Below are 21,448 nucleotides of genomic sequence, written 5' to 3'. Positions count from 1 at the left end.
TGCAAAGATACAAAATTTAAAATTTATGAAATTCGTAGTCTGAGGTGATTTTTGTAATTTTGTGAAACTTTATGAAAGCGCTAAAAACATTAAATCCCTATTTCTGGAAGCACAAAATATTGTTGTTCTGGGGAGTATTATTCATCATTGCAAGTAATTTTTTCAATATATATAAGGTTCAGTTTGTAGGAAAATCTGTGGACGAGCTTACAAAAAACGGAAATTTAGGTTTCAACAGACAGGTTTTAATCTATGTTGCTATTATTGTCGGCTGTTCTTTACTCACCGGATTTTTTACCTTCATGATGCGGCAGACGATTATTGTGGCTTCAAGAAGAATAGAATATGAGCTTAAAAATAAAATCTACAGACATTATCAGGATTTATCTTTAACGGATTATAAACAAACCACGATCGGAGATTTAATGAACCGTTTGAGTGAAGATGTGGTTGCAGTAAGGATGTATCTCGGTCCGGGCGTGATGTATGTTGCCAATCTGATCGTTCTTGTGGTGATTACCGCAATTTATATGCTTACCACGGATGTCTCGATGACGCTCTGGACTTTGCTTCCCCTTCCGATTTTATCCTTTGCGATTTACAAGGTAAGCTCAATAATCAATCAGAAATCGAAGATCATGCAGAAAAGCCAGTCGGCGATTTCTACTTTTGTACAGGACAGTTTTTCAGGAATCCGCGTGGTGAAATTTTTTGCAAGGGAAAATTATATCAAAAAAAATTATGGTACGAAGGTAACCGACTATCAGAACAAAGCCTTGGATCTGGCAAAAACGGAAGCTTATTTCTTTACGATCATTTTATTTGTTATCGGTTTGCTGAATGTTGCCATTATCTGGATCGGCGGACAGAAATACATTGCCGGAGAATTAAGCATTGGTAAAATTGCTGACTTTTTCATGTATATCAATACGCTTATTTTTCCTTTCTCAATGGTTGGTTGGGTTACATCTGTGAATCAGAGAGCAGAAGCTTCCATGCAGAGAATTAACGAATTCATGGATAAAAAATCTGAAATCGTTAATAAAAACTTCGACAAATATGAAATTAAAGGCGACATTGAGTTCCGAAATGTTTCTTATGTCTATCCGAATACGGGAATCAGAGCTCTGGATAATCTAAGTTTTACTCTGAAAGCCGGAGAATCTTTAGCGATCATGGGAAAAACCGGAAGCGGAAAATCTACGATTGCATTGCTTCTCTGCCGTTTGATTGATCCTACTGAAGGTGAAATTTTAATTGACGGTAAAAATTTAAAAGAACATAATTTAGAAAACTACAGAAATTTCATCGGATATATTCCTCAGGAAAGTTATCTGTTCTCAGATTCCATTGAAAACAACATCGGTTTTGCCATCGACAGACCTTCTCATGAAAAAGTGGTGGAATATGCCAAAATTGCTGATGTTGATAAAAATATCGTTGAGTTCAAGGAACAGTACAAAACTATGGTTGGAGAGCGTGGCGTCATGCTTTCCGGAGGTCAGAAACAGCGAATCTGTATTGCCAGAGCTCTGATTAAAGATCCGAACATCATTATTTTTGATGATTCCCTCTCTGCTTTGGATACTGAAACAGAACAGAACATTCTTGAAAATATAGACCGAAAAATCCGTAATGCGACCTCTATAATCATCACACACAGAGAGTCTAGCGCACAGCGTGCAGATAAGATCCTTAACTTAAACGAAATTAACAATTCCGTAACCGCATAGCAGAATCGTTCACAAATGTTAAATAAATCATAAAAAAAATTTTGTGATTAAAAGAAAACTTTTATATTTGTTCTTAACAAGATTAAAAAATATCTAACAATGAGTGAATACAAGGAACGCCATGAAAATGAAATTTTCACGAAGGTGTTAAAAGCAGGGAGAAGAACTTATTTCTTTGATGTGCGCGAGACGAAAGCAGGAGATTATTATCTTACGATTACAGAAAGTAAGAAGAATTTCGGAGAGAATGGAGAAGCTACATTCGAGAAGCATAAAATTTACCTTTACAAGGAAGATTTTAAGAGTTTTCAGGAGATGTTTAATGAGTCCACAGATTTCATCATTAACGAGAAGGGTGAGGATGTAATATCAGAAAAACACGACAAAGACTTCAAAAGCAGATCTTACACCATCGATTCTGACGACGAAGTTTAAAAAAGAATAATTCTAAAAACACAAGCATCTGAAAAAGGGTGCTTTTTTTGTGCCTGTATATTATCTGCGCAGAGCATATTTTTCTTTTTCCTGAGGAAAATAAATTATCCCAAAATCTAAATCCGCCACACAAATAATTGTGAGACGGATTCTTATATTACAGGCACGAATTATCAATTTGTGCTATCGGTTTTTTTGATTATTAGAGGTTATATTTATGGCTAATAATACTATCTTTTTTATGGATGCTAAAAACCAACTCGCCTTTCTTCTTCACAATAGTATCACCAACTTCTATTTCATTTTTATATGAACTCCACCATCTATTATAGTGATTACACTCGCAGGGTTTCTTAGTTATCGGGTTGTAGCCTTTAGTTTTAAACATTTCAGAGGTATATGATGAAGGTGGTGTTTCTACTACTAAAATACATTGTTCTTCTGCAAGTCTCTTTGCATTACTCTGATGATCTGTACGATTTGTTAAAAGAAAAAAAATCAGTACAATTATTAAACAGATAATTAAGCCTATTTTCGTTTCATAATTTAATTAAAGAGATTCTGAAGCCAGTTACCAATCGATGATGGAGTATTATTAAACTGTTTTGTTAAATCAATAGTATAGGTTCTTGAAAATCTACATCATATCTGGTATCTAAATTAAAACCTGTAGTTAGAGTTCTAGGGACTTACATAACACTTTTTTCATCGGATGTCGCGGTTCTATGACAGGCACGGATTACAAATCCGCGCTATCGGGTACTCTAATTTATTCTAATATCTCATTTTGATAAGAACACTTTCAATATTAGGAGACAATATATTGTAAAATTTTTCGCAAAATTCTTCGTCAGAATAATCCATATCATTATTTATATAAAAAAGTTCCACCTGATTGATTTTTTGAATTCTTTTAAAAAACTCATCCTTTAAAAAAGCAATTTCTTCGGAATTTAAAGAATTTAAAAAAAAACGAACTTGGAAAAAAGTAATCATTTTTTTTATTGTACATAAAATATAACGGCTACTAAAATTACAATTTTCTTGATTTTTAAATGAAACAAAAAAATTATACATTTCCTCCTGGTTATTAAAAAATAAATCAAGACTGTCTTCATTAAAATCAGTATCATTTCCATCAAAAAAACCCTCTCGTTATTTCAGCACCTAGTTTATCTAGTATTACTTGAAAAGATAACTTAGAAAGATTTTTGAAACATAAAACTACTTCTTTATAAGTTGCCATATATTATTCTTATTATTTAGGTTCCTTAAAATATTTTAACATTATCTTCTCCCAATTTATCTTGGGCTTTCTTAATTAACTATTCTGGCGTATTATCGAAATCGCTAACTATTTCGCTCATCTTGTATTTATCGGATGTCGCGGTTCTATTACATGCACGGATTACAAATCCGCGCTATCGGGTTTTTCAGGTGCTGATTTATATTTTTCAAGAAATGTTAAGGAGTCTTCTTTAATTATAGAATTTGTATGATTTTTCATTTTATTACACATCAAATAGAGTCCATTGACATCCTTATTATCTAAATATATACCATATAGCGCATGATAAGCTCTAATTTTATTATTAACAGATATATCATTTTCAAGTATATCATATAATTTATCCATTATTTTATTTACATATTTAACATCATTTATTCTCGTTTCATTCAAAATATCGCATCCATAAAATCTCATATAATCTATATCCGAATTTAACAGTATTAAAATATCTTTTCGATCACCTCTAAATTCATTATATAAATTATCCATAAGCATTCCTATCTCGCCCCTATTAGGATGATTTTTTATTTTCAAAAACTCTTCAATAATCATAACATACTTTTATTTATTGGATATAGCGGATTTGTAATCCGTGGCTATATCACATAAAGCCTACTTCAATATACTATTTAAATCTGCACAATTTCTTGCAACGATAAAATAATAATTCTCTGCCTCTTTCACTACTTTTCTCTCTACTTTATGAATCTTATATTATCGTAAAAATAATCTTTCTAAAAACAAAAACCTTGCAATCTGCAAAGTTTTTGTTGTTTTATAAGCACAGATTACAAATCTGCGCTATCGGGTATCACCATAAGTTTTTCTATGAGTTACAAATCCGTGCTATCGGGCAATTTTCATTTTGAATAAACTTTCCAAGTAGCATTAAGTATTATATATTTAATAACTTTAGTACCTTCAGGAATATTTCCCACTTGTGGAGGAATTCCTGAAGAATCTCTAAGTAATCTCCCTACTTTATATCTTTTTATAACTAAATTACCTTTAACTATAACTTTTTTATTATGAACACCAAGTGGCCATCCCCCTAAATTATCAATATCATACATTTGATCATCAGCAAGGAGTTTAGCTCCTTCTTTAAAATCAAGAGCAGTTCCTACCAAAACAACTTCTTTTTTAACATTATTAGAAGGTTGTTGAGAGCAGTATTTACATGAAAACAAGGATAAAATTATTACAAAATATTTCATTTTTAAGTTATTTTTTTTTAGGATCAATTGCATATGCAGGAACAAAAATTATTCTATTAAAATCTTCTAATGGTCTAGTAAAATATTTGAATGAACTTTCATAAACTGTCATCTCTCCTATATCTGCTCTACACTTATGACAGTGGTCTGCATGAAACCAAGATTTTCTACCACTAAAATCATATAATCCAAAATCAAAATTAACATAATTACTATCTTCTTTATCAAAAATTCCGTTTTTATTTTTATCAAAAAAACCAGGTCTTGTAAGAGGTTCACTCCAATTAAATTTTGACATATCTACTTTCCCGTCTTTATCTGTTAAAAAGGTATTGTCTTTAGCATAAAATCTCATTGCATAAATAACTACTTTAGTTCCTTCTGCATAACTCCCTGGATTATCTTTAAGTACTTTATTCATTTTTTTTGCCATATCAAGAGCTTTATATATTCCCTTTTCCCCTCCATATGCTGGAGACACTGGTTGTGGAAGTCCTCCTCCATAACCCAAATTTAATAATGTAATTCCAACACATCCTTTGTTCAATATACTTATCTGTTGCTTCGACATTTTCATTCCATGATTATTTTCCCAATATTTAATATAATCTTCTCTTGAAGCCCATTGATGATCCTTTCCATTTAATAGAGATGGAAAATTTTGTTTTCCATTGGGATCAACATACATTATAGGACTATTATAAGTATAAATATACGGATTCAAATTCCCAGAGTTTTTAACTCCTCCATTGTGTTCTCCATCAATATAATGCTCGCTATTATAGAAAGGATTGTAGTCCGCCAATGGATCGACATTCAACCAGAGAGAAACTCTTGGATTGTAATATCTTGCTCCATAATAGTAATACCCAGTTTCGCCATCCTGTTCTTTGCCATTAAACTTATATTGACTGTTCAAGCCATCATTCATATGGTTTTCTACGAAGATTTCTCCACTTGGGAAATACTCCATATTCTGGGTTACTTCGCCATCTAATCCGGTAATGAAAGAACTGCTGCCCAAATGATCGGGATGGAACCAATAGATTTCCTTCTCCTCAACATTACTTGCATACGAAGATACGCAATTTCCGGTATACCCTCCATTCTGCCCATAATTGATCGGCGGGGTAAGGTTATTGGTCTGCATAATCACCAGATTGCTTTGGGTAGCCGTTTGCAAGATCTGGTTAGAAACATTTATAGGATTAATCGGCGGTGTTGTACCTCCAAACGGGATGATGAGCCATGCACAGTCAAATGCTCCTACATTTCCGCTGTTTCCGTTTTTAGACTGTATTCTCTGGCTTCCTGCATAATAATGCTTGGTGTAGCTTGGCTCCTGTAACATTCCGTTCTGAAGATCATAGGTAAGCTTAAGTGTAATCAATCCGCTTGGATAGATTGATGCTTCATGAATGGTTTCACCGCTCACTTCTATATGGTTGCTATTGTATTTTCCTATTTTTCCTTTAAACAAAACATCTTTTATAATACGTTCTCCTCCTGCATCATAGGTATAAATTGCCGCACCATCTGCTTCCGGTGTTGTAGGATTGGTATCTACAAAACGTAAACGGTTTTCTTCATCCCACAGATACACTGCTTTTTCTTCCTGATTGGTACAAGTCTGCTGTAAGATCTTCGTAGGATTTCCTTTAGGATCATATTGATAATCCTGAAATTTCACTCCCGGATCGTCCGGATTACAGCATGTAGCGTTCGGTACAAGATTCGGTTCGTCTATAATTCTGGATGGCGCATGCGGATGCGAAGGATCCTGATATTTATAGTTCAGACGGTAAGAAGTCGGTTCAAGAGCAGCCCAGTTATTAGAAGTAGAACCGGTTACCCACTCATGTTTCTGGGTTTTGCTCATGATGTTGTGCATATTATCATACGTCATCCCTACGGTGAAACGGTGTCTTTCTTCTTCTCCTGCGCTGTTTATTCCTCTCCAGTTTCCTGATGAAGACGTAAGGCGGTACAGATCGTCATATCCATACGCATAGTTGGTTCCACCTCCTAATAATCCCTGTACCACAGGCGCGTTATTGTGTACCTGCATTACATTCGATACCACATCATACTGGTAGGTATTCTGCATAAAGTATCTGTTGCTGTTTTTAGCATACATCTTAAGCAATCTTCTGCGGTTGGTTTCGTATTCATAGGTTGTTTCCGTACCATTTCCATACTGAAGATAAACTCTCTGCTCAAATTTATCATATCCCAGATTCTTTATAATGTCTCTGCTGAAACCATCTTTTACAGAGTTCATCTTGAAAAGATTACCCGCCTTATTGTAGGTATATTTTACTTCTTCTCCATCCGGATAGGCGATTTTTTTCACACGGTTCCATGTGTCATATTCCCAAGATGTTCCAAACCAATATACTCCGGCATCCGGAACGGCAACAGAACGGCGTTGGTAGGTAAGTTCGCCCAATCTTCCGTATTTCAGATACTGCGTTCCTGTAGCATCTGTCTGATACCAAAGTCTTCCCACCGCATTATTATCCATTGCCGATGCATCCATTGCAGCTCCATAATAATATTTAACATTATTTTCAGGATACACAGGATAGTTTACTTCTTTCAGCCTTGTATAATCATACTTATAATTAACAATTTCATTGGCAGCATTGGTTTTTGAATTCATATTTCCTGCCGGATCATACTTATAAGTGGTAATGCCACTATCAGGATGCTTGTATGAAATTCTTCTTCCTAAATCGTCATATTGTGATGTCGTGATATTTCCTGCCACATCTTCCACCTGAAGGATCTGTCCGATCGCATCATGTGTGAATTTTGTTTTAATATCTCCGGTGTTCGAAACTTCCCAGACAGAAGTTGTTCTTCCTTTGATATCTGTATAAGACTTTTTAATGCTTCCCAGTTCATCCTTAAAGGTGGTTGCAAACATCTGTCTTCCCTGTACATCAGCAGCAAAGCCATATTCTATGGTTGAGAACAGGTTTTCTCCTGGTAGTTTTGTATACACTACTCTATCCAATACATCATACTGATTAATTGTTGGCTCAGTAGTATCCACAGAAGCATTGTACAAGGTGTTTCCACTTCCTACGTTTTCTGTTGTAGGATAGTATGTTTTTAACGCTCTTCCGAAAGCATCTGATTCTACTTTTCCGGCAACAATATATTTAACCCCGTCATTATAGATATCACCTGTTTTCTTCACCTGAATGGCTTCACCAAAACCATCTGCAATGGTAATGGTATTGATGGTGCTTGTTCCTTGATATTCTGGATCATAATGTTTTGTTATGGCGTAAGACTGTGCATTGGTTGCATTAAGCGGTGCATCGGTAATAGGGTTGTATTCAAACTTTATTGTCCAAGGGATATTATTGAACATTTCATACGGTCCTGTAATTTCAGTAGTTCTTGCTTTTGCATCATACGCAAACTTCATTGACTGCAAATTCATGTCTTCCGTAAGCGTTGGTACACCGAAACGGAAATCATACTGCGTTTTGCTACTGTACCCAAATGCGTCCTGAACTTTTACAGGATAAGTCTTCACATTATCATCATACGTATACTGATGGAAGAATCTCTGGTTTGCACTGTTTGCAGGACCAGTAGATTTTGTAATGTTTCCGTACACATCATATTCAAAATCATATACAGAATAATCTGCACCTTGATTTTTAATCACCATTTTCTTCAGATCACCAGTTGATGGATCATATTCTGCTCTTTTTTCTCTGACAATACCTGTTGCAGTATTTTTGACTGTTTTAGGAGCAATGATATATTTCCCAGGAGCAACTTCTTCGTAAGTAACTTCAGAAGATACTATTTCTGTATTTCCAATCTGCGTATCACCAAAGTCTGTTACTTTAACGGCGTTCCCCCATTCATCATATTCTGTAATACTGCTTGAGGTAGATTTAGTTGCCGTTGTTAGTCCTTCATAAAACTTAGAGTCTGTATTTTTAAGCGCAACAAAGCAAGCATAATCCGTATGATTCTTTTCAGATTCTTTTTCCAGATTTAATAGGGTGTTTAATGTATTTGGACTATGAATTTTTCTAAGCTCATAAGTATTATTTTTCTCAGTCCAGATCTTGTCACCAGCATCTAAAAGTTTTTCATTCAGTAAGTTTCCTTTTAGATAATAATTCGAGTTATTAAAAGTCTGGATGGTTTTTCTGTAAATTACATTTGAGGAAATTCCTCCTTGTTTTGTGTCAATCTGATTAACCGTAACTTTTTCAAAACCGTAGAAAGTACGTTCTCTTCTGCTGTGATAAGGATTTGCATACTGAATGGTAACTTTTGAAACATCAGGGCTGAATGCATTATCTCCGGTAAAACCATCATTGGTAGTTACCGTTTTTAATACATATTTGCTTTGTGGCATATCGTATGTATTACCAACTCTCTCATATTCTACTTCCCAGCTTCCTCCGGATGGAGTGGTTACTTTCCGAAGGAGGTTGGTGGTGCCGATACTAGAATATTTCACAATAGCTGCATCATTGTTGAAGTTACCATTGTTATCTATTTGTGACTTTAGTAAATCTGGAAACCCGTCGCCATTAATGTCTGCTATTTGATGTTGTACATTACTATCTCCTTCACCGAAACTAGTACTTGGATTAATAGAAATTTTAAGAGAGTTTCCCGTTGTACCAATAGGGATCAAAACAGATGCGGTAAATCCAATATTAAAATTAAATCCTCGTGAAATATCTTTTGAAATGGCAGAAGAGGCATTCCATGGTATAGAAATAAATTTATTCCCTGTATTAAGTAAAACACTTATATTTCCTCCTGAACTACTTACAAGATCAGCTAATCCATCATTGTTTATATCCAACAATGATGTTTTTTGGTTATTTATAGTTTCTGATTTTCCAGCTCCAAAAGATATACTTGCATTAAACAGGCTTATGCCTTTAGGTAAATTACTGGTTATAGTACCACCAATAGATGCTCCTACTCCTATATTGGAAGAGTTGGTATCACCATTTCTAAAATCATTAAAAGAGACGTTTTCAGGCGCGGCAAAAGAATACCCTAAATTAAGCTGAACTTGACCTCCTTTATTCACCTTATCTAATAAGCCATCTCCATTTACATCAATATAGCTGTATGTTGAAGTATCATTGCCTGAAGATTGTCCCGCAGAAAAATTTATTCCAGCTTCTGCTGCTTTCTCCGCTTTTTTATTATTTGATTCATTTGATTTTCCTGATAACGGATAGTTTTGTCCCATTCCAAATCCATTATTTTCATGATCTGTTCTATGGGGATTATCATTAGATCCTTGTAAAGATGTTGCAGACAGCATACCAATCATATTGGTAAACTGTACAGAATTCCCATTTAATACATCTGGATAACCATCTCCATTCATATCAAAATAATCCAATATATTAATAGTTTTACCACTAGATGTTGTTGTATTTAATACCAATGGACCCACTCCTGCACCTACTCCCCCATTAGAATTTGTAGTTTTTGATTGTTTAATAGGTGCATTGAAAACTCCTGAGGTATTAATTGGAGATCCTTGTGTAAGAATACTCATATCATTCATTCCAAGTCTTGAAGTAGAGATATCTAAACCTTTAACATATGTAGTTTTACTCAATCCGATATGCTTTTGGATATAGTCTTGATTTGCCTGATCGTTTACATCTTTTCCATTATAAGCATTCATCATTATGAATACCCTTTCGTTCAAAGGAGTAGAATCATTGGGATTAATTGGTGGGATTAATTTCATAGGATCAATTGACAGACTTCCATAATCGATCAATTGATTTTGTAACTGACTACAAGAAGTTGGCAAATTGCCATAACCTCCATGATAAATAAATTGTCCCCAGTTTCTATACATAGCTCCAAACCTTCCATCATCTTTTGAAAGATTGGTTGAAGAACCTGTTTGATAAATATTATCCTTATCTTTTCCATATACATTAATCCCGTAAGTTGCAAATACTGTAGGAGCAGAAGTATTAAAATATACTGGCTCTCGCAATTCGACTTCTATATTGGGTGCACTACTATCTAATCCCTCATCTGAGGTTACATCTGAATAGCATTCTACATAATATTCATTACCTTGTGTAATCGATTGGTGAATTGCAAGGGCTTGAATTGAACTCATAGTACCCGTCCAATTTATTGTTGTAATCTGTGGCGAGCTAAAATTGCCTGTTCCTGTAGTTCTTGATCTTACTATAAAAGTATACTTTCCTGACGGCTTGTTATATAATTTTGCATAAAGTCCGTAATTTGTGCTATTTGTTGGGGGAGCAAAATGAGGTTTAAAAGTGGTAGGATTATTTGTCTTTAAATTATAGAACTGATAATCTGGAATGATTGGAAATTCGATGTTATCTCCATTATAATTTATCGTAAGTTTTAGATTATTAAAAATTAAATTTTCCCATTGTTCATTAACATTCGATTTTACCTGAAAATATATAATATCTCCTTCTGTTAGCGCTCCTGTATTAAAAAGAATAGAATTATTTCCACTATTATTATAAGGATATTGCAAGTTTCCAATTACGTTCACGGTTCCATTGGTTTGTTTTCTCAGGATGTCAATATTAATATCTCTTACGGTTATTGGTTTAACAAAAGTTCCTGTAATTGAGCCTGTATTTACATTGAAAGGAATCCCAATTCCATTTTTATTACTTACAAGGCTTGTATTATTAAACTGACGCAATGGCGTTTCGGAAGAATCATTGTATAAATAATATATATTAGCCAAAGGTGCATATATATACTCTATATTTACTGGCAATTCAACTATATCATTGTTTCCATTATCTATTGAATTTACTCTAAAATAAAAATAATCTCCTTGCTTAACTTCTATTGACGGTTGATTAATTGTGTAAACACTATTCGCTGAATTTAGTACTGTCATCGGAACAATAAAAGAAGAATTATTAGCTTGAAGCTTGTAATGCTGCAGACTTATTTTAACACCATCAGTACTTGATAAATTCTTTAATTTAAAAGATCCAATAATTTTAATGTATCCATCATATGGAGCTTTCCACACTTTCACAACATCATGAAGGGGGGAATTTTTATAATCTTCCAGAATATCATTACAATCGACACTTGGAGCGCTTATAGCAGCTCCCTTATTAATAGGATTTGGTGTAAGTGAAACATCTGTTGTATATTTTAAAACTCCATTGTCTATTCTACCAAAATAGACCTGACCACTACTAACTATATCCTGAATACCATCATTATTAGTATCTGTAAAATAATTATATGTAAAATCTTTAGTTTTAGAGGTTCCAGATGATGCTGATGCGAAAACCATATCACTTGCTGTTGCCTGAATCCCAAAACTATTAGTAAAGTTTTTTGAATAAGAAAATGATTTGGAATTTTCTGGTGTAAAAAGAGTACCACCAAAAGAGCTCATATCTGGGCCCTTCTTTCTATATTTAAATACAGTATCTGGATAATTCCAATCCGTTTTTAAAATCTTATCAGGAAGTCCGTCACCATCAATATCTGTCATAGAAAGTCTTCCTCCTCCTTCTCCCTCACTATATTGGTAATCTCCACCCACAGTTGCATTTTTGATTAGTGGATTATATCCTGTTTTATCTCCAGCTAATGCAATTCCAAATGTAAGAGCACCTCCAATCGTTGTATTTTTAGAGTCACCATGCCCTAGTAGAGATGAACTATTTATTCCTGCATCATTAGTAACCGCATCAATAACCGTTTCACCATAATACTGAGAATTTTCAATATTGTTAAAATACTCCAATCTATTAGCATAAAAAACCTGATCATTTGCATCCTTTTCAGTAATGGTTTCTAACAGAGATTTTTTAAAAGCTCCTTCTTTGTAATCAAAATCATAACTTCTTATCTTATCTGTACCATAAAGAATTGCAATATTTTTTAGTTTTTTAGACGTAACCTGCACAAATCCTAGACGGGCATTCACCTGTACATCATATCTCTGGGAATCGTATTCAAAATTTATGAAATAGCTTTTAAGGGAAGGGTTAGAGTCATTTTTAGTGTATTCTATATTTTTTATATAGTGCTCCACTCCTCCTTTACCCATTACATTTTCTGTAGAAGTATAAGGAAATTTATCATACGTGTACACAACATAATTTCCATTGGTATCAATCGTTTTATACAATGCCCAATGTCCTATATTTTCTTGTGAATCTTTTAAATAATACTGTTGCGGGTTATTGGCAGTTCCATCATTTCCAAAAATACTTCTCGTTCCATCTTTGGAAATTACCTCCCACCAATATTCTTTGGGAGAATTTCCGTGACGTATGATTTTACTGTATCCACCCTCTATTCTAGGATAAAATCTTTTGGTATTATCCGGCTCCAAGTTTGCAGACCTGCTTTTCTCAAAACCCTCATTTCTGTTGGGCAAAACATAACTATCTCCTACTTTAAAGGTTAATTGCTCTCCGCCCAAAGTATAAATCTCAGTTTCAAAGTTTTGGTCATAAGTCGGAACCCCCCATCGTGTATCAATGGAAATCGATGGAATAGAAAGATCCCAACCTAATCCTAACCAGCCATTACCGCCTTCGCTGCTGTAATTCACTGAAAGTGAAGGCTGCATTCCGCCTCTTCCTGCTGGTAACTTAATTGGAAAACTTGTATTAACAGTTCCCATATTGTTCGCAGTAGGTGGTGCAATAGAAACGATTCCTTCTGTTGGATTCGCCGCTTTAATATCTTTTATGGAATTAGGAGCATAGCTTCCTGTTTCAGGAGATTCGGGAACTTTGATGATCCCGTTTACCATATCCGTAAAATGGATTGTTTTAGAAATAATAATATTGCGGCCTTTTTGAAGAGAATCTCTTTCGGCCTTCTCTAAAGCAATCCATTTTTTCTGAGTAAGATCAAAATAAAAGGTTTTAATATCCTGTTCGGTATATCCTGCCGGTATTTTAGATTTATCATATCCGATGGATACTTTCGCCGGTGCCGAAAAATTCTCTCCATGGGGTAAGAATCTGTATCCGAAATGATCTGCTGTTACGTTTACCATTTCAGGCGTAAGAGCAGGCATATCAATGTCTCTGAGTGCTGTAATAGAATAAACTGCAGTATTTTTTACAGAATTTCCTTCTATTTTTAAGGTTGCTGAATTTAAACTTAATTCTTCTGTCTGATTTTGAGAATTTATATATTTATAATTGGTTTGACCAACATATGAATTTGCAAATTCTGAAGGAGCACTCTTTTTATCCGAGGCAACTATACGAAGATTTCTGATTTTGTAGCTGTAATCTGAAGAATTAGGAATTGTAAATATGATAATATTCTTACCTTCCTTAACAGCGGTTGCCTTTACAGGCTCTGTTTGATGAATCCAAACTGTTGTTTTTTCGACGTTTTGACCCCCTACAGCCAGTTCATCATTGATAACTTTGCTTACCTGCTTATAATCTTTTAATCCATAAAGATCATATTCCAAGCTATATTGCTTATCAGATCTGATTTTTTCGTTGACTGTTACATTAAATATATTATCGTATATCTGGTCTATCGGATGTTCGGAGTCTTTTCCTATAATTCCTTCTTTTATATCAGAAATATAAAATCCCGATACCGGTTGATTAATAATAGTTTTTTGACTTTTAATCAACGTTTTATTTCCATTTCCTGATGGACTGTAGATATTTTCAGAATCAATATTCTTCTCATTTGAATACGAAATATTATTCCGTAAAGCAGTATCGATTGCCGAAGGTTTCTCATTATTCTTCAGAAAGCTGCTGTTATTTTGAACAACAGTTGAATAATGAAAATCTGCACCCGGTAAAGTTTCTTTGGGCTTGTTTAAGTACGCTGTATTTGCGTAGGCATGAAGCTGTGTCCATGAAGTAAGAAAAACCAGAACTTTTACAATTTTAGGATTTTCTCTTAATCTACTTAATATCGAATTTCTCATTTGCGTATATGCTTTTCTACTACAAAATGATTACCTGTAAACTGCTTGAAAGAATTTCAGGTAATCCGTTTCTGTTTAATTCCTTTTTATCTATAATAGATTGTTAATTAGTGACTAGTTGGTGACGATAAGTTTAAACACTTTTAATTCAGAAGTCGTTTTCACAACGATTACATAAGCTCCCTCTACTAAAAGCGAATCTTTAATTTCATAGTAGTCTTTTCCATTATCCTGAATGGTCTTTACAAGCCTTCCCGAAGCATCATATATCTTGATATCTACATTTTCTTTTATATCCGATATAATTCTTATGGTAAATAGCTGACCTTTAGGTACCGGATTAGGATATAAAACAATTCCGTTTTCTCTTTTACGGGTCACTTTCACAGTATCTTTTTTCGTACAGCCATCCGCTGTGTTAACTGTTACCGTATACATTCCAGGTTCATAAACGGTAATATTAGCCGAAGAGCTGGTGAATCCGTTATCCGAAGTCCATTGGTAGGTTGCATTAGGATCTGAAATCTGTGTACCCGCATCAAAATGGGCAGATCCTCCCGCACTTATTGTCACATCAGGTCCAAGATCTAAATTGATGGAGTTAAAGTCATTAACTGTAAAATCTTCATTAATGACATTTCCGTCTGCATCTGTTATCACGAGATGATAAGTTCCTATTCCCAGATCAGGAAAAGATAACTGCGCTGTGGATACATTAAAATTCTGATTGACACCGTTACCTGTTAACTGGATATGATAAGGAGCTTTACCTCCTTTAATATTTATATTCAACGTTCCTTTCTTCTGTGTACAGGTAGGCTGCAAAAGCTCATTAATTGATAGTATTTTATTTCCTAAACCAAAAGTAAAAACATCTGTTCCTGATAAGTCCTGATCAAAAGTGATATTATTAAAATGAACATTTTGGTCTGCATCTACGTAATCCATAGGAAATACTTCTACGTTTGAAGAATTGAAATTTCCCTGTCCTGTTTTATCTATAAATAGCCATAACTTTTTATCTGCAGGTATAGTAAGTATATTTTTAACAGAAAAAACAACTTCAGCAGGTATCGTTTGAGAAGTTTCCGTGGAAAATCTTGCTTTCCATTTCCTTTTAAATAGTTGATATCCGGAAGTTGGAGCATCTAGTAATAGCTGCTCTTTATTATCTCCCCACATAAGAAAACTTTGATCGGGAAAATCGGCATCATTACTATTATTGTCTACCGCTAATTTTTTAGCCGCAATTATTAGTCGTTTATTTTCCGAAGAACTTGTTGCCTGTTTCTGGTATAAGTTTGAATATTTATCTCTTGCAATTCCAGCAATATTTGCAGGATAATCAGTAAAATCATCCTGCTTCCATATTTTTTTACTTTTAGAACTGAAATATTCAGTATATGGCATTGTAACTGCATATTTTACAGCCAGATAGGAATTCACCCGGTTTCTTTCATTCTGAGTGAGAATTTTACGGTATATAAAAAACTCAGGAAGTTTTCCTTTAAAATTTTGCCAGGCTGTACTTCTGATATCTTTTCCTACATACATAGAAGATATTCCCGTTCTCCCTATAACTGAATGTATATTTTCAGAAGGAATTCCAAATCTTGTGTACATACTGAATGAAGGAAGATCATCTATCACACTGGTATTTATATAGTTGATCTGTTCATTATTATATCTGAAAATATTTTTTGTGCTGAAATACATTTCCTTTTCATACGATTGTTCTGAAGAAAACATCGCCGTTTCCATAGACGTATTTTGATTCTGATACGCTGTAAACAAGGTAGTTTTATCCATCGTTTCCATGAGATAGGGAAATTTTAGATAATCATCTACTCCATCAAAATCCAGACTTTCATTATAATTAAATAATGTATAATTAGGTCGGTTTTGTAAAGATATTGCTTGAATTTCATTCTGATTTCCACTATAATCCTGATAAATTAATGCCGGAGTTTGTGCAGAATTAGTTTTAAACCAAACACTCACCCCCGAAACACCACCAGGAGACTGGGCAAAACACATATCCAGTAAAAGGATATGAAAAAAGAAAAAGATTTTTTTCATTATAAGTGTTTATTTCAATATTTTGAAAATTTTGTAATCGCTGAGAATCGTCTGAATAATTTTTTCCGTATGTATTGGCGAAATATTAAATTCTCAGAGAGTTTATTTTTTAATCAATTTTTTAGTTTCTTTAAAGTCATTACACTCTAAACTAACCAGATAAACTCCAGAAGCATAATCACTCACATCAATTGTTTTTAAATATTCGCCTTTTGGAAAGGCTTCGCTACTCTGGTTCACAAAAATAATTTTCCCCGAAGCGTCATATACTGAAATTTTTACAGATGATGCATTTTCTAATCTGAACTTGATGTGGGCTTCATCCTTTGTAGGATTCGGAAAGATTGTAAAATTACTTTCGCTTTTTATAGTTTCCGGAAGAACATCCTGATCCGAAACTCTTTTCTGCGCAATATATCTGAATGCTGAAATAATATCGAAACACGGAGTAATAAGAGCATGAAATCCGGAAGTATTTTCTGCATGGAAGCCTGGTTTTAATGTGATATCTTTTGAAGCGATGTATTCTACATTTTGTACAGGAGCAATAATTTTATTGCTTGCTACAATCTGCTTTGCCCAAATAGTTTGCGGAGTACTGATGTCATCAACCGGACTTGTCAATATTTTAAGATCTTCTTTATAACAGAAATCTACATTAGATACCACAATAGAAAAATTCTGAATACCGTTTGGAAGTAATGGACTTGTGCTGGTTTTAGGTGATACAATAATTTTGTAGGTATCTTTTGTTGGATTTTTAATATCTACTCTTTCTATAGTATCAACATTATTGGGAGAGTTATTCGTTGCAGCAGACGTAAGATTATTCATGCCACCTAATTTCCATGGATAATAAACAGTTTCACTACCGTTTGAATTTACTTTAACAATTTTAAGATCAAGATCGTTAACTAAATTAGGTGTTGAAAGGTCTACAGTATTATTCACAAGATTTCCCTGAGGATCTGTCCATGATATCGTAGCAGATAAAGGCTGGCTAATATCCAAAGGAACAACATACAATGTATATTTATTCCCCTGATTAAGAGAAATTTCCTTTATTAATGTAGATTTCTTATAGTCGCCTATAATACCTTCAATATTATCATGAATAGCTGCAGAAGCTCTTTTCGCATCTGCCATTCCCCATCCGTAAATATAGTCAGGTCCCTCAGTTCCTTTATCATTGGCTGTATGAGCAAGCAATGCACGAACTGTAGAAGACTGCATATAGCTTTGAGAAGGACTTACCGATTTATAATACTGTTGTAGTAAAGTAATAATCCCTGAAACGACTGCTGTTGCTGATGAAGTTCCTTTATAGGTTCCGTATGCCGAATCATAAGTTTCAATAGATGAGTAAATAGTTTCTCCAGGGGCACATAAATCTGGCTTTATCCTGCCGTCGTCAGTCGGACCATAACTGCTGAATGAAGAAATATCAAAATCTTCATCAGAATTCATATTAAGATTCTTTTTAGCAGAAGCCACAACCAAAACATTTTTAGCAATTCCTGCTCCTTCAAGTAAATCATATCCTCCCTTCGCAGTTACCTGAGGAACAAGAGCGGGATCTATTTCTCTGGAATTTCCCGCAGCTTTAACAATTTGTAAATATGGTCTTAAATACATCAGGTTATCCCAATTCTGTGCTGTGGAATTATATTTTCCAAACTGATAAGTCTGCAGATATAAAGGATCGAAGCCATAGCTGTTATTGGCAACTAAAATACCAGTTGTATTATTGGGAGAATATGCTTCATTAAGCATTTCCGATACATCATTTATCCAATCATATGCGTGAAGTTTAGCATTAAATGCAATTCCTCTTGCATTTGCGTCTCCATTACTTCCCACCATGGTTCCTGCAATGTTTGTACTGTGCCTTGTTACAGTTTGATTTTGAGAAGAATCATAAGTAATCTTTCCGGAAAGCAATTCATGTGTAACTCTTGGCTTTGAATAATCCCATTGCCCTATAATCATATTTTGACCAGAGATATTCAATCCTGCACTTCCTCCGGCGTACAATATATTGGCTTTAGTCATCTGTGCAGCTCCTGAATTCAATGTAGTATAGTACATTGGTCTTCCGCTTTCATCGGATCCAATTAATTGTTTATCATTTCCATCTTTGCTGATAAACTCAGGAATACCCAAAGATTTTAACCGTTCTACTTCCTGCTTTTGTTTGCTTTCTTTTTTAGTAATTTCTGATTGAAATTTTTTCTGATCTTCCAGTAATTTCCTACCAATATCATTATTATCCTGAGAAAAGACAGATATGAAAAACAATACAGAAACTCCAAAAACTGACTTTTGGTAAATTTTATACATCGGATAATGTTTTTAAGGGTTACTTCTGTTTTGTCTTTTCTATTTTCTCTAATCTTTCATTTAAAGACTTAAGAATATCTGTCTGACTTTTGATTAAAGCCTCTTGCTCTTTATTTTTTTTATTAAGATCAATAGAATACAAAGTAAGTTCTTCTATTTTTTGAAGCAGTTTAATCTGGAACTCTCCTACATTTACTCCTTCTTTCTCCATTTCTTTTGCAGAAGCTATTTCTGGTAAATGCTTGTTTTCTTTTACAAATTTTTCAACTTCTTCAAGTTTTGGTAAACCATATTCCTTTTCAAAAACAAAATCTGCTGTTGGTGTAAGCGTTACTTTTATTTCTTTTGCTTCTAATTTTCCATCTACTTTTACATTTCCAAATGCATTTTTGTATGCCAGTGTTTTAGTATTACTTCCTGTGATGGGCTCATCAGCAATTGTCCATCCTTGATAATATGATGGATCACCTCCTCCGATAGCTTTAACTCCAAAATTGATACAATATGTCTTGTCATCCAAAAAGATTACAACCTTTCCGTTTTCATTTGCCAATTTTACAATTGGTGTATAACCTCCATAAGAACTCACATTTGATGCCAAATAAAACTCATTCTGCCATACATACCAATTAATATTTATTCCTATTGTTTTGCTCTCGCCATAAGCAAACCCTTCAATATTAACAGTAGGCATTTCTCCTCCTGAGCCACTTGCTGGGAAAGGAATGTTGGTTTTTATTTTTACACCGTTGTTAATCACTGCACATCCAGAATGATAATAGAGAATATTATTATAGATGTTATTACTTTGTAAACTATTTGTAATAGATCCTCTCTTCACAAATCCTTGCGCATCAACTACCAAAGCTTGATCCGTTGATGATGTAGAAGTAGGAATATTTGCTATTCTTACGTCTCCACTTACATCCAGCTTAGCTTGAGGAGTGATATTTCCTATTCCTACGTTACCGTTTATTAAATTAAATTGAGGATTTGGATTTCCATTTGTAAACATTCTTATCCCATTATTTCCTGAAATCCATAAATCCGCACTACCAGTTGTATTCGGAGCTGCAATACCATATTGAGGCATAGAAAATGTATTTAAAGAAGTTGATAAATTTGGTACATTTGCGTTTGTTACAGTAAATCTCGCATCATCCTGAAATGTCAGAGAAGAAGCGGCCACTCCATAGATATCTCCATTTACAGTTAACTTTCTTGAAGGATTGTTAATTCCTATTCCTACATTCCCAATAGTATTTAATGTCATTACATCATTGCCATAGCCTGCCATTAATCTTAAGTCATGATTTGATTCTGTCCCTATCCTACCAACAGCTCCTCCCCACGTTTCGTGAGAAAATATCCCTGTTTTTACATTTAAGCTTCGTACTAATAATTTAGAATGTGCTGAAGCATAAATATCCAATACCTTATCCCAATTCTGTACATTATCTGGCGTAGTAGTTCCTACTCCTACGTTACCCGATCCTGCCTTAACCACAAAAGCACTACTAGCAGAGTGGGGCTCTAATACTACATCTCCATTTCCTCCCTGTATAATTGTTTTACTATGATACTGTCCTCCAGGATTACCAAAAAATAATGTATTCCCAGAACTTTCTAAATAGCTAATAATAGGGATATTGTATCCGTTAGAATTTAATTTAATATAGTAAGAACCATCATTACCATTATTGTACCTTTCGCTAGCAATAACAGAACCATTGACATCTAATTTTTGAGTTGGTGTATTAGTCCCTACTCCTACACTTCCATTAAGCGTTATTCTTACCTTTTCAGAATTGTTTGTTCTAAATATTAAAGGTTGAGCATCTATTGTACCTAAGAAATCTGTAGATGAATTTGTTCCGCTGTTTCCTGCGGTATTCCAGGTTTGTGCTGAAGAGAATACAGCGATCAGAGAACTTATCGTAAGTAATATTTTTTTCATTCCTGTATTTTTTCGCAAATATATATAAATTTTTTACTCCAAAAAATTTGCATCAATCAACATGAAATGACAATAAAATTAATTAGAATTACATATTTAAATACTTAAATTAAAGTTTAAATCATAACTCAAATTTATTTTATTTTTATTATTAGTAATTAATTATAATTAATTAGATTTTTTTAAAAATATTATTAATTAGATAAATACTAGTAATTATTTCATTTAAGAATTACATAAAATAAGGATGTTAGAATCAAATTAATACTAAATCTTAATTAACAAACTGCTTTTCTGAATAAGCAATATTATAATTTTATCACAATAAACTATTTTCCATATTTAAAGGTTGTGATAAGTTTGCCTACAATATTTAAAGAATACTAAAAGTTAAAAATATTCATTTAAAATAATACATTAGAAAAA

Annotated in this window: 9 protein-coding genes; 2 read left to right on the top strand and 7 right to left on the bottom strand. The window is 33.8% G+C overall.

Features of this window, described 5'->3' with window-relative positions; translation table 11 throughout:
• The first annotated feature begins 71 nt into the window (after window positions 1-71).
• Window positions 72-1,733 (top strand): ABC transporter ATP-binding protein, encoded by a 1,662-nt coding sequence (locus B0E34_RS11430; protein ID WP_087709576.1) that lies wholly within the window; start codon window positions 72-74, stop codon window positions 1,731-1,733.
• Between the two features lie 99 nt (window positions 1,734-1,832).
• A complete protein-coding gene (locus tag B0E34_RS11425) occupies window positions 1,833-2,168 on the top strand; it encodes a DUF3276 family protein (RefSeq protein ID WP_002976288.1) in 336 nt (111 codons plus the stop codon).
• Between the two features lie 774 nt (window positions 2,169-2,942).
• On the opposite strand, the gene B0E34_RS11420 is transcribed toward B0E34_RS11425, so the two are convergent.
• The 7 genes from B0E34_RS11420 to B0E34_RS21595 form a co-directional block, all read right to left on the bottom strand.
• Window positions 2,943-3,164 (bottom strand): hypothetical protein, encoded by a 222-nt coding sequence (locus tag B0E34_RS11420; protein ID WP_087709574.1) that lies wholly within the window; start codon window positions 3,162-3,164, stop codon window positions 2,943-2,945.
• Between the two features lie 412 nt (window positions 3,165-3,576).
• Entirely contained in the window at window positions 3,577-4,011 is a 435-nt protein-coding gene (locus tag B0E34_RS11415) for a hypothetical protein (protein WP_087709572.1), read from the bottom strand.
• 308 nt (window positions 4,012-4,319) lie between these two features.
• Complete coding sequence (locus B0E34_RS11410) at window positions 4,320-4,676, bottom strand: hypothetical protein (protein WP_123956608.1); 357 nt, start codon at window positions 4,674-4,676, stop codon at window positions 4,320-4,322.
• Between the two features lie 7 nt (window positions 4,677-4,683).
• Complete coding sequence (locus tag B0E34_RS11405) at window positions 4,684-14,646, bottom strand: SpvB/TcaC N-terminal domain-containing protein (RefSeq protein ID WP_087709568.1); 9,963 nt, start codon at window positions 14,644-14,646, stop codon at window positions 4,684-4,686.
• Between the two features lie 114 nt (window positions 14,647-14,760).
• On the bottom strand, window positions 14,761-16,725 hold the full coding sequence (locus B0E34_RS11400; RefSeq protein WP_087709566.1) for a DUF8202 domain-containing protein: 1,965 nt from the start codon (window positions 16,723-16,725) through the stop codon (window positions 14,761-14,763).
• 102 nt (window positions 16,726-16,827) lie between these two features.
• Entirely contained in the window at window positions 16,828-19,065 is a 2,238-nt protein-coding gene (locus tag B0E34_RS11395; RefSeq protein WP_087709564.1) for a S8 family serine peptidase, read from the bottom strand.
• Window positions 19,066-19,084: 19 nt separating this feature from the next.
• Window positions 19,085-21,022, bottom strand: a complete 1,938-nt coding sequence (locus B0E34_RS21595) for an autotransporter outer membrane beta-barrel domain-containing protein (RefSeq protein WP_228423064.1) — start codon at window positions 21,020-21,022, stop codon at window positions 19,085-19,087.
• Between the last annotated feature and the right edge of the window lie 426 nt (window positions 21,023-21,448).

The organism is Chryseobacterium mucoviscidosis, assembly GCF_002177115.1.
Classification (GTDB): Bacteria; Bacteroidota; Bacteroidia; order Flavobacteriales; family Weeksellaceae; genus Chryseobacterium; species Chryseobacterium mucoviscidosis.
Note: the sequence above shows the minus strand (reverse complement) of the source record. Positions and strands in the feature narration are given on the sequence as shown.

What these genes read in the sequence shown, in the direction of transcription:
- B0E34_RS11430 (WP_087709576.1), top strand. Translation starts at nt 72, where the DNA reads ATGAAAGCGCTAAAAACATTAAATCCCTATTTCTGGAAGCACAAAATA.
- B0E34_RS11425 (WP_002976288.1), top strand. Translation starts at nt 1,833, where the DNA reads ATGAGTGAATACAAGGAACGCCATGAAAATGAAATTTTCACGAAGGTG.
- B0E34_RS11420 (WP_087709574.1), bottom strand. Translation starts at nt 3,164, where the DNA reads ATGATTACTTTTTTCCAAGTTCGTTTTTTTTTAAATTCTTTAAATTCC.
- B0E34_RS11415 (WP_087709572.1), bottom strand. Translation starts at nt 4,011, where the DNA reads ATGATTATTGAAGAGTTTTTGAAAATAAAAAATCATCCTAATAGGGGC.
- B0E34_RS11410 (WP_123956608.1), bottom strand. Translation starts at nt 4,676, where the DNA reads ATGAAATATTTTGTAATAATTTTATCCTTGTTTTCATGTAAATACTGC.
- B0E34_RS11405 (WP_087709568.1), bottom strand. Translation starts at nt 14,646, where the DNA reads ATGAGAAATTCGATATTAAGTAGATTAAGAGAAAATCCTAAAATTGTA.
- B0E34_RS11400 (WP_087709566.1), bottom strand. Translation starts at nt 16,725, where the DNA reads ATGAAAAAAATCTTTTTCTTTTTTCATATCCTTTTACTGGATATGTGT.
- B0E34_RS11395 (WP_087709564.1), bottom strand. Translation starts at nt 19,065, where the DNA reads ATGTATAAAATTTACCAAAAGTCAGTTTTTGGAGTTTCTGTATTGTTT.
- B0E34_RS21595 (WP_228423064.1), bottom strand. Translation starts at nt 21,022, where the DNA reads ATGAAAAAAATATTACTTACGATAAGTTCTCTGATCGCTGTATTCTCT.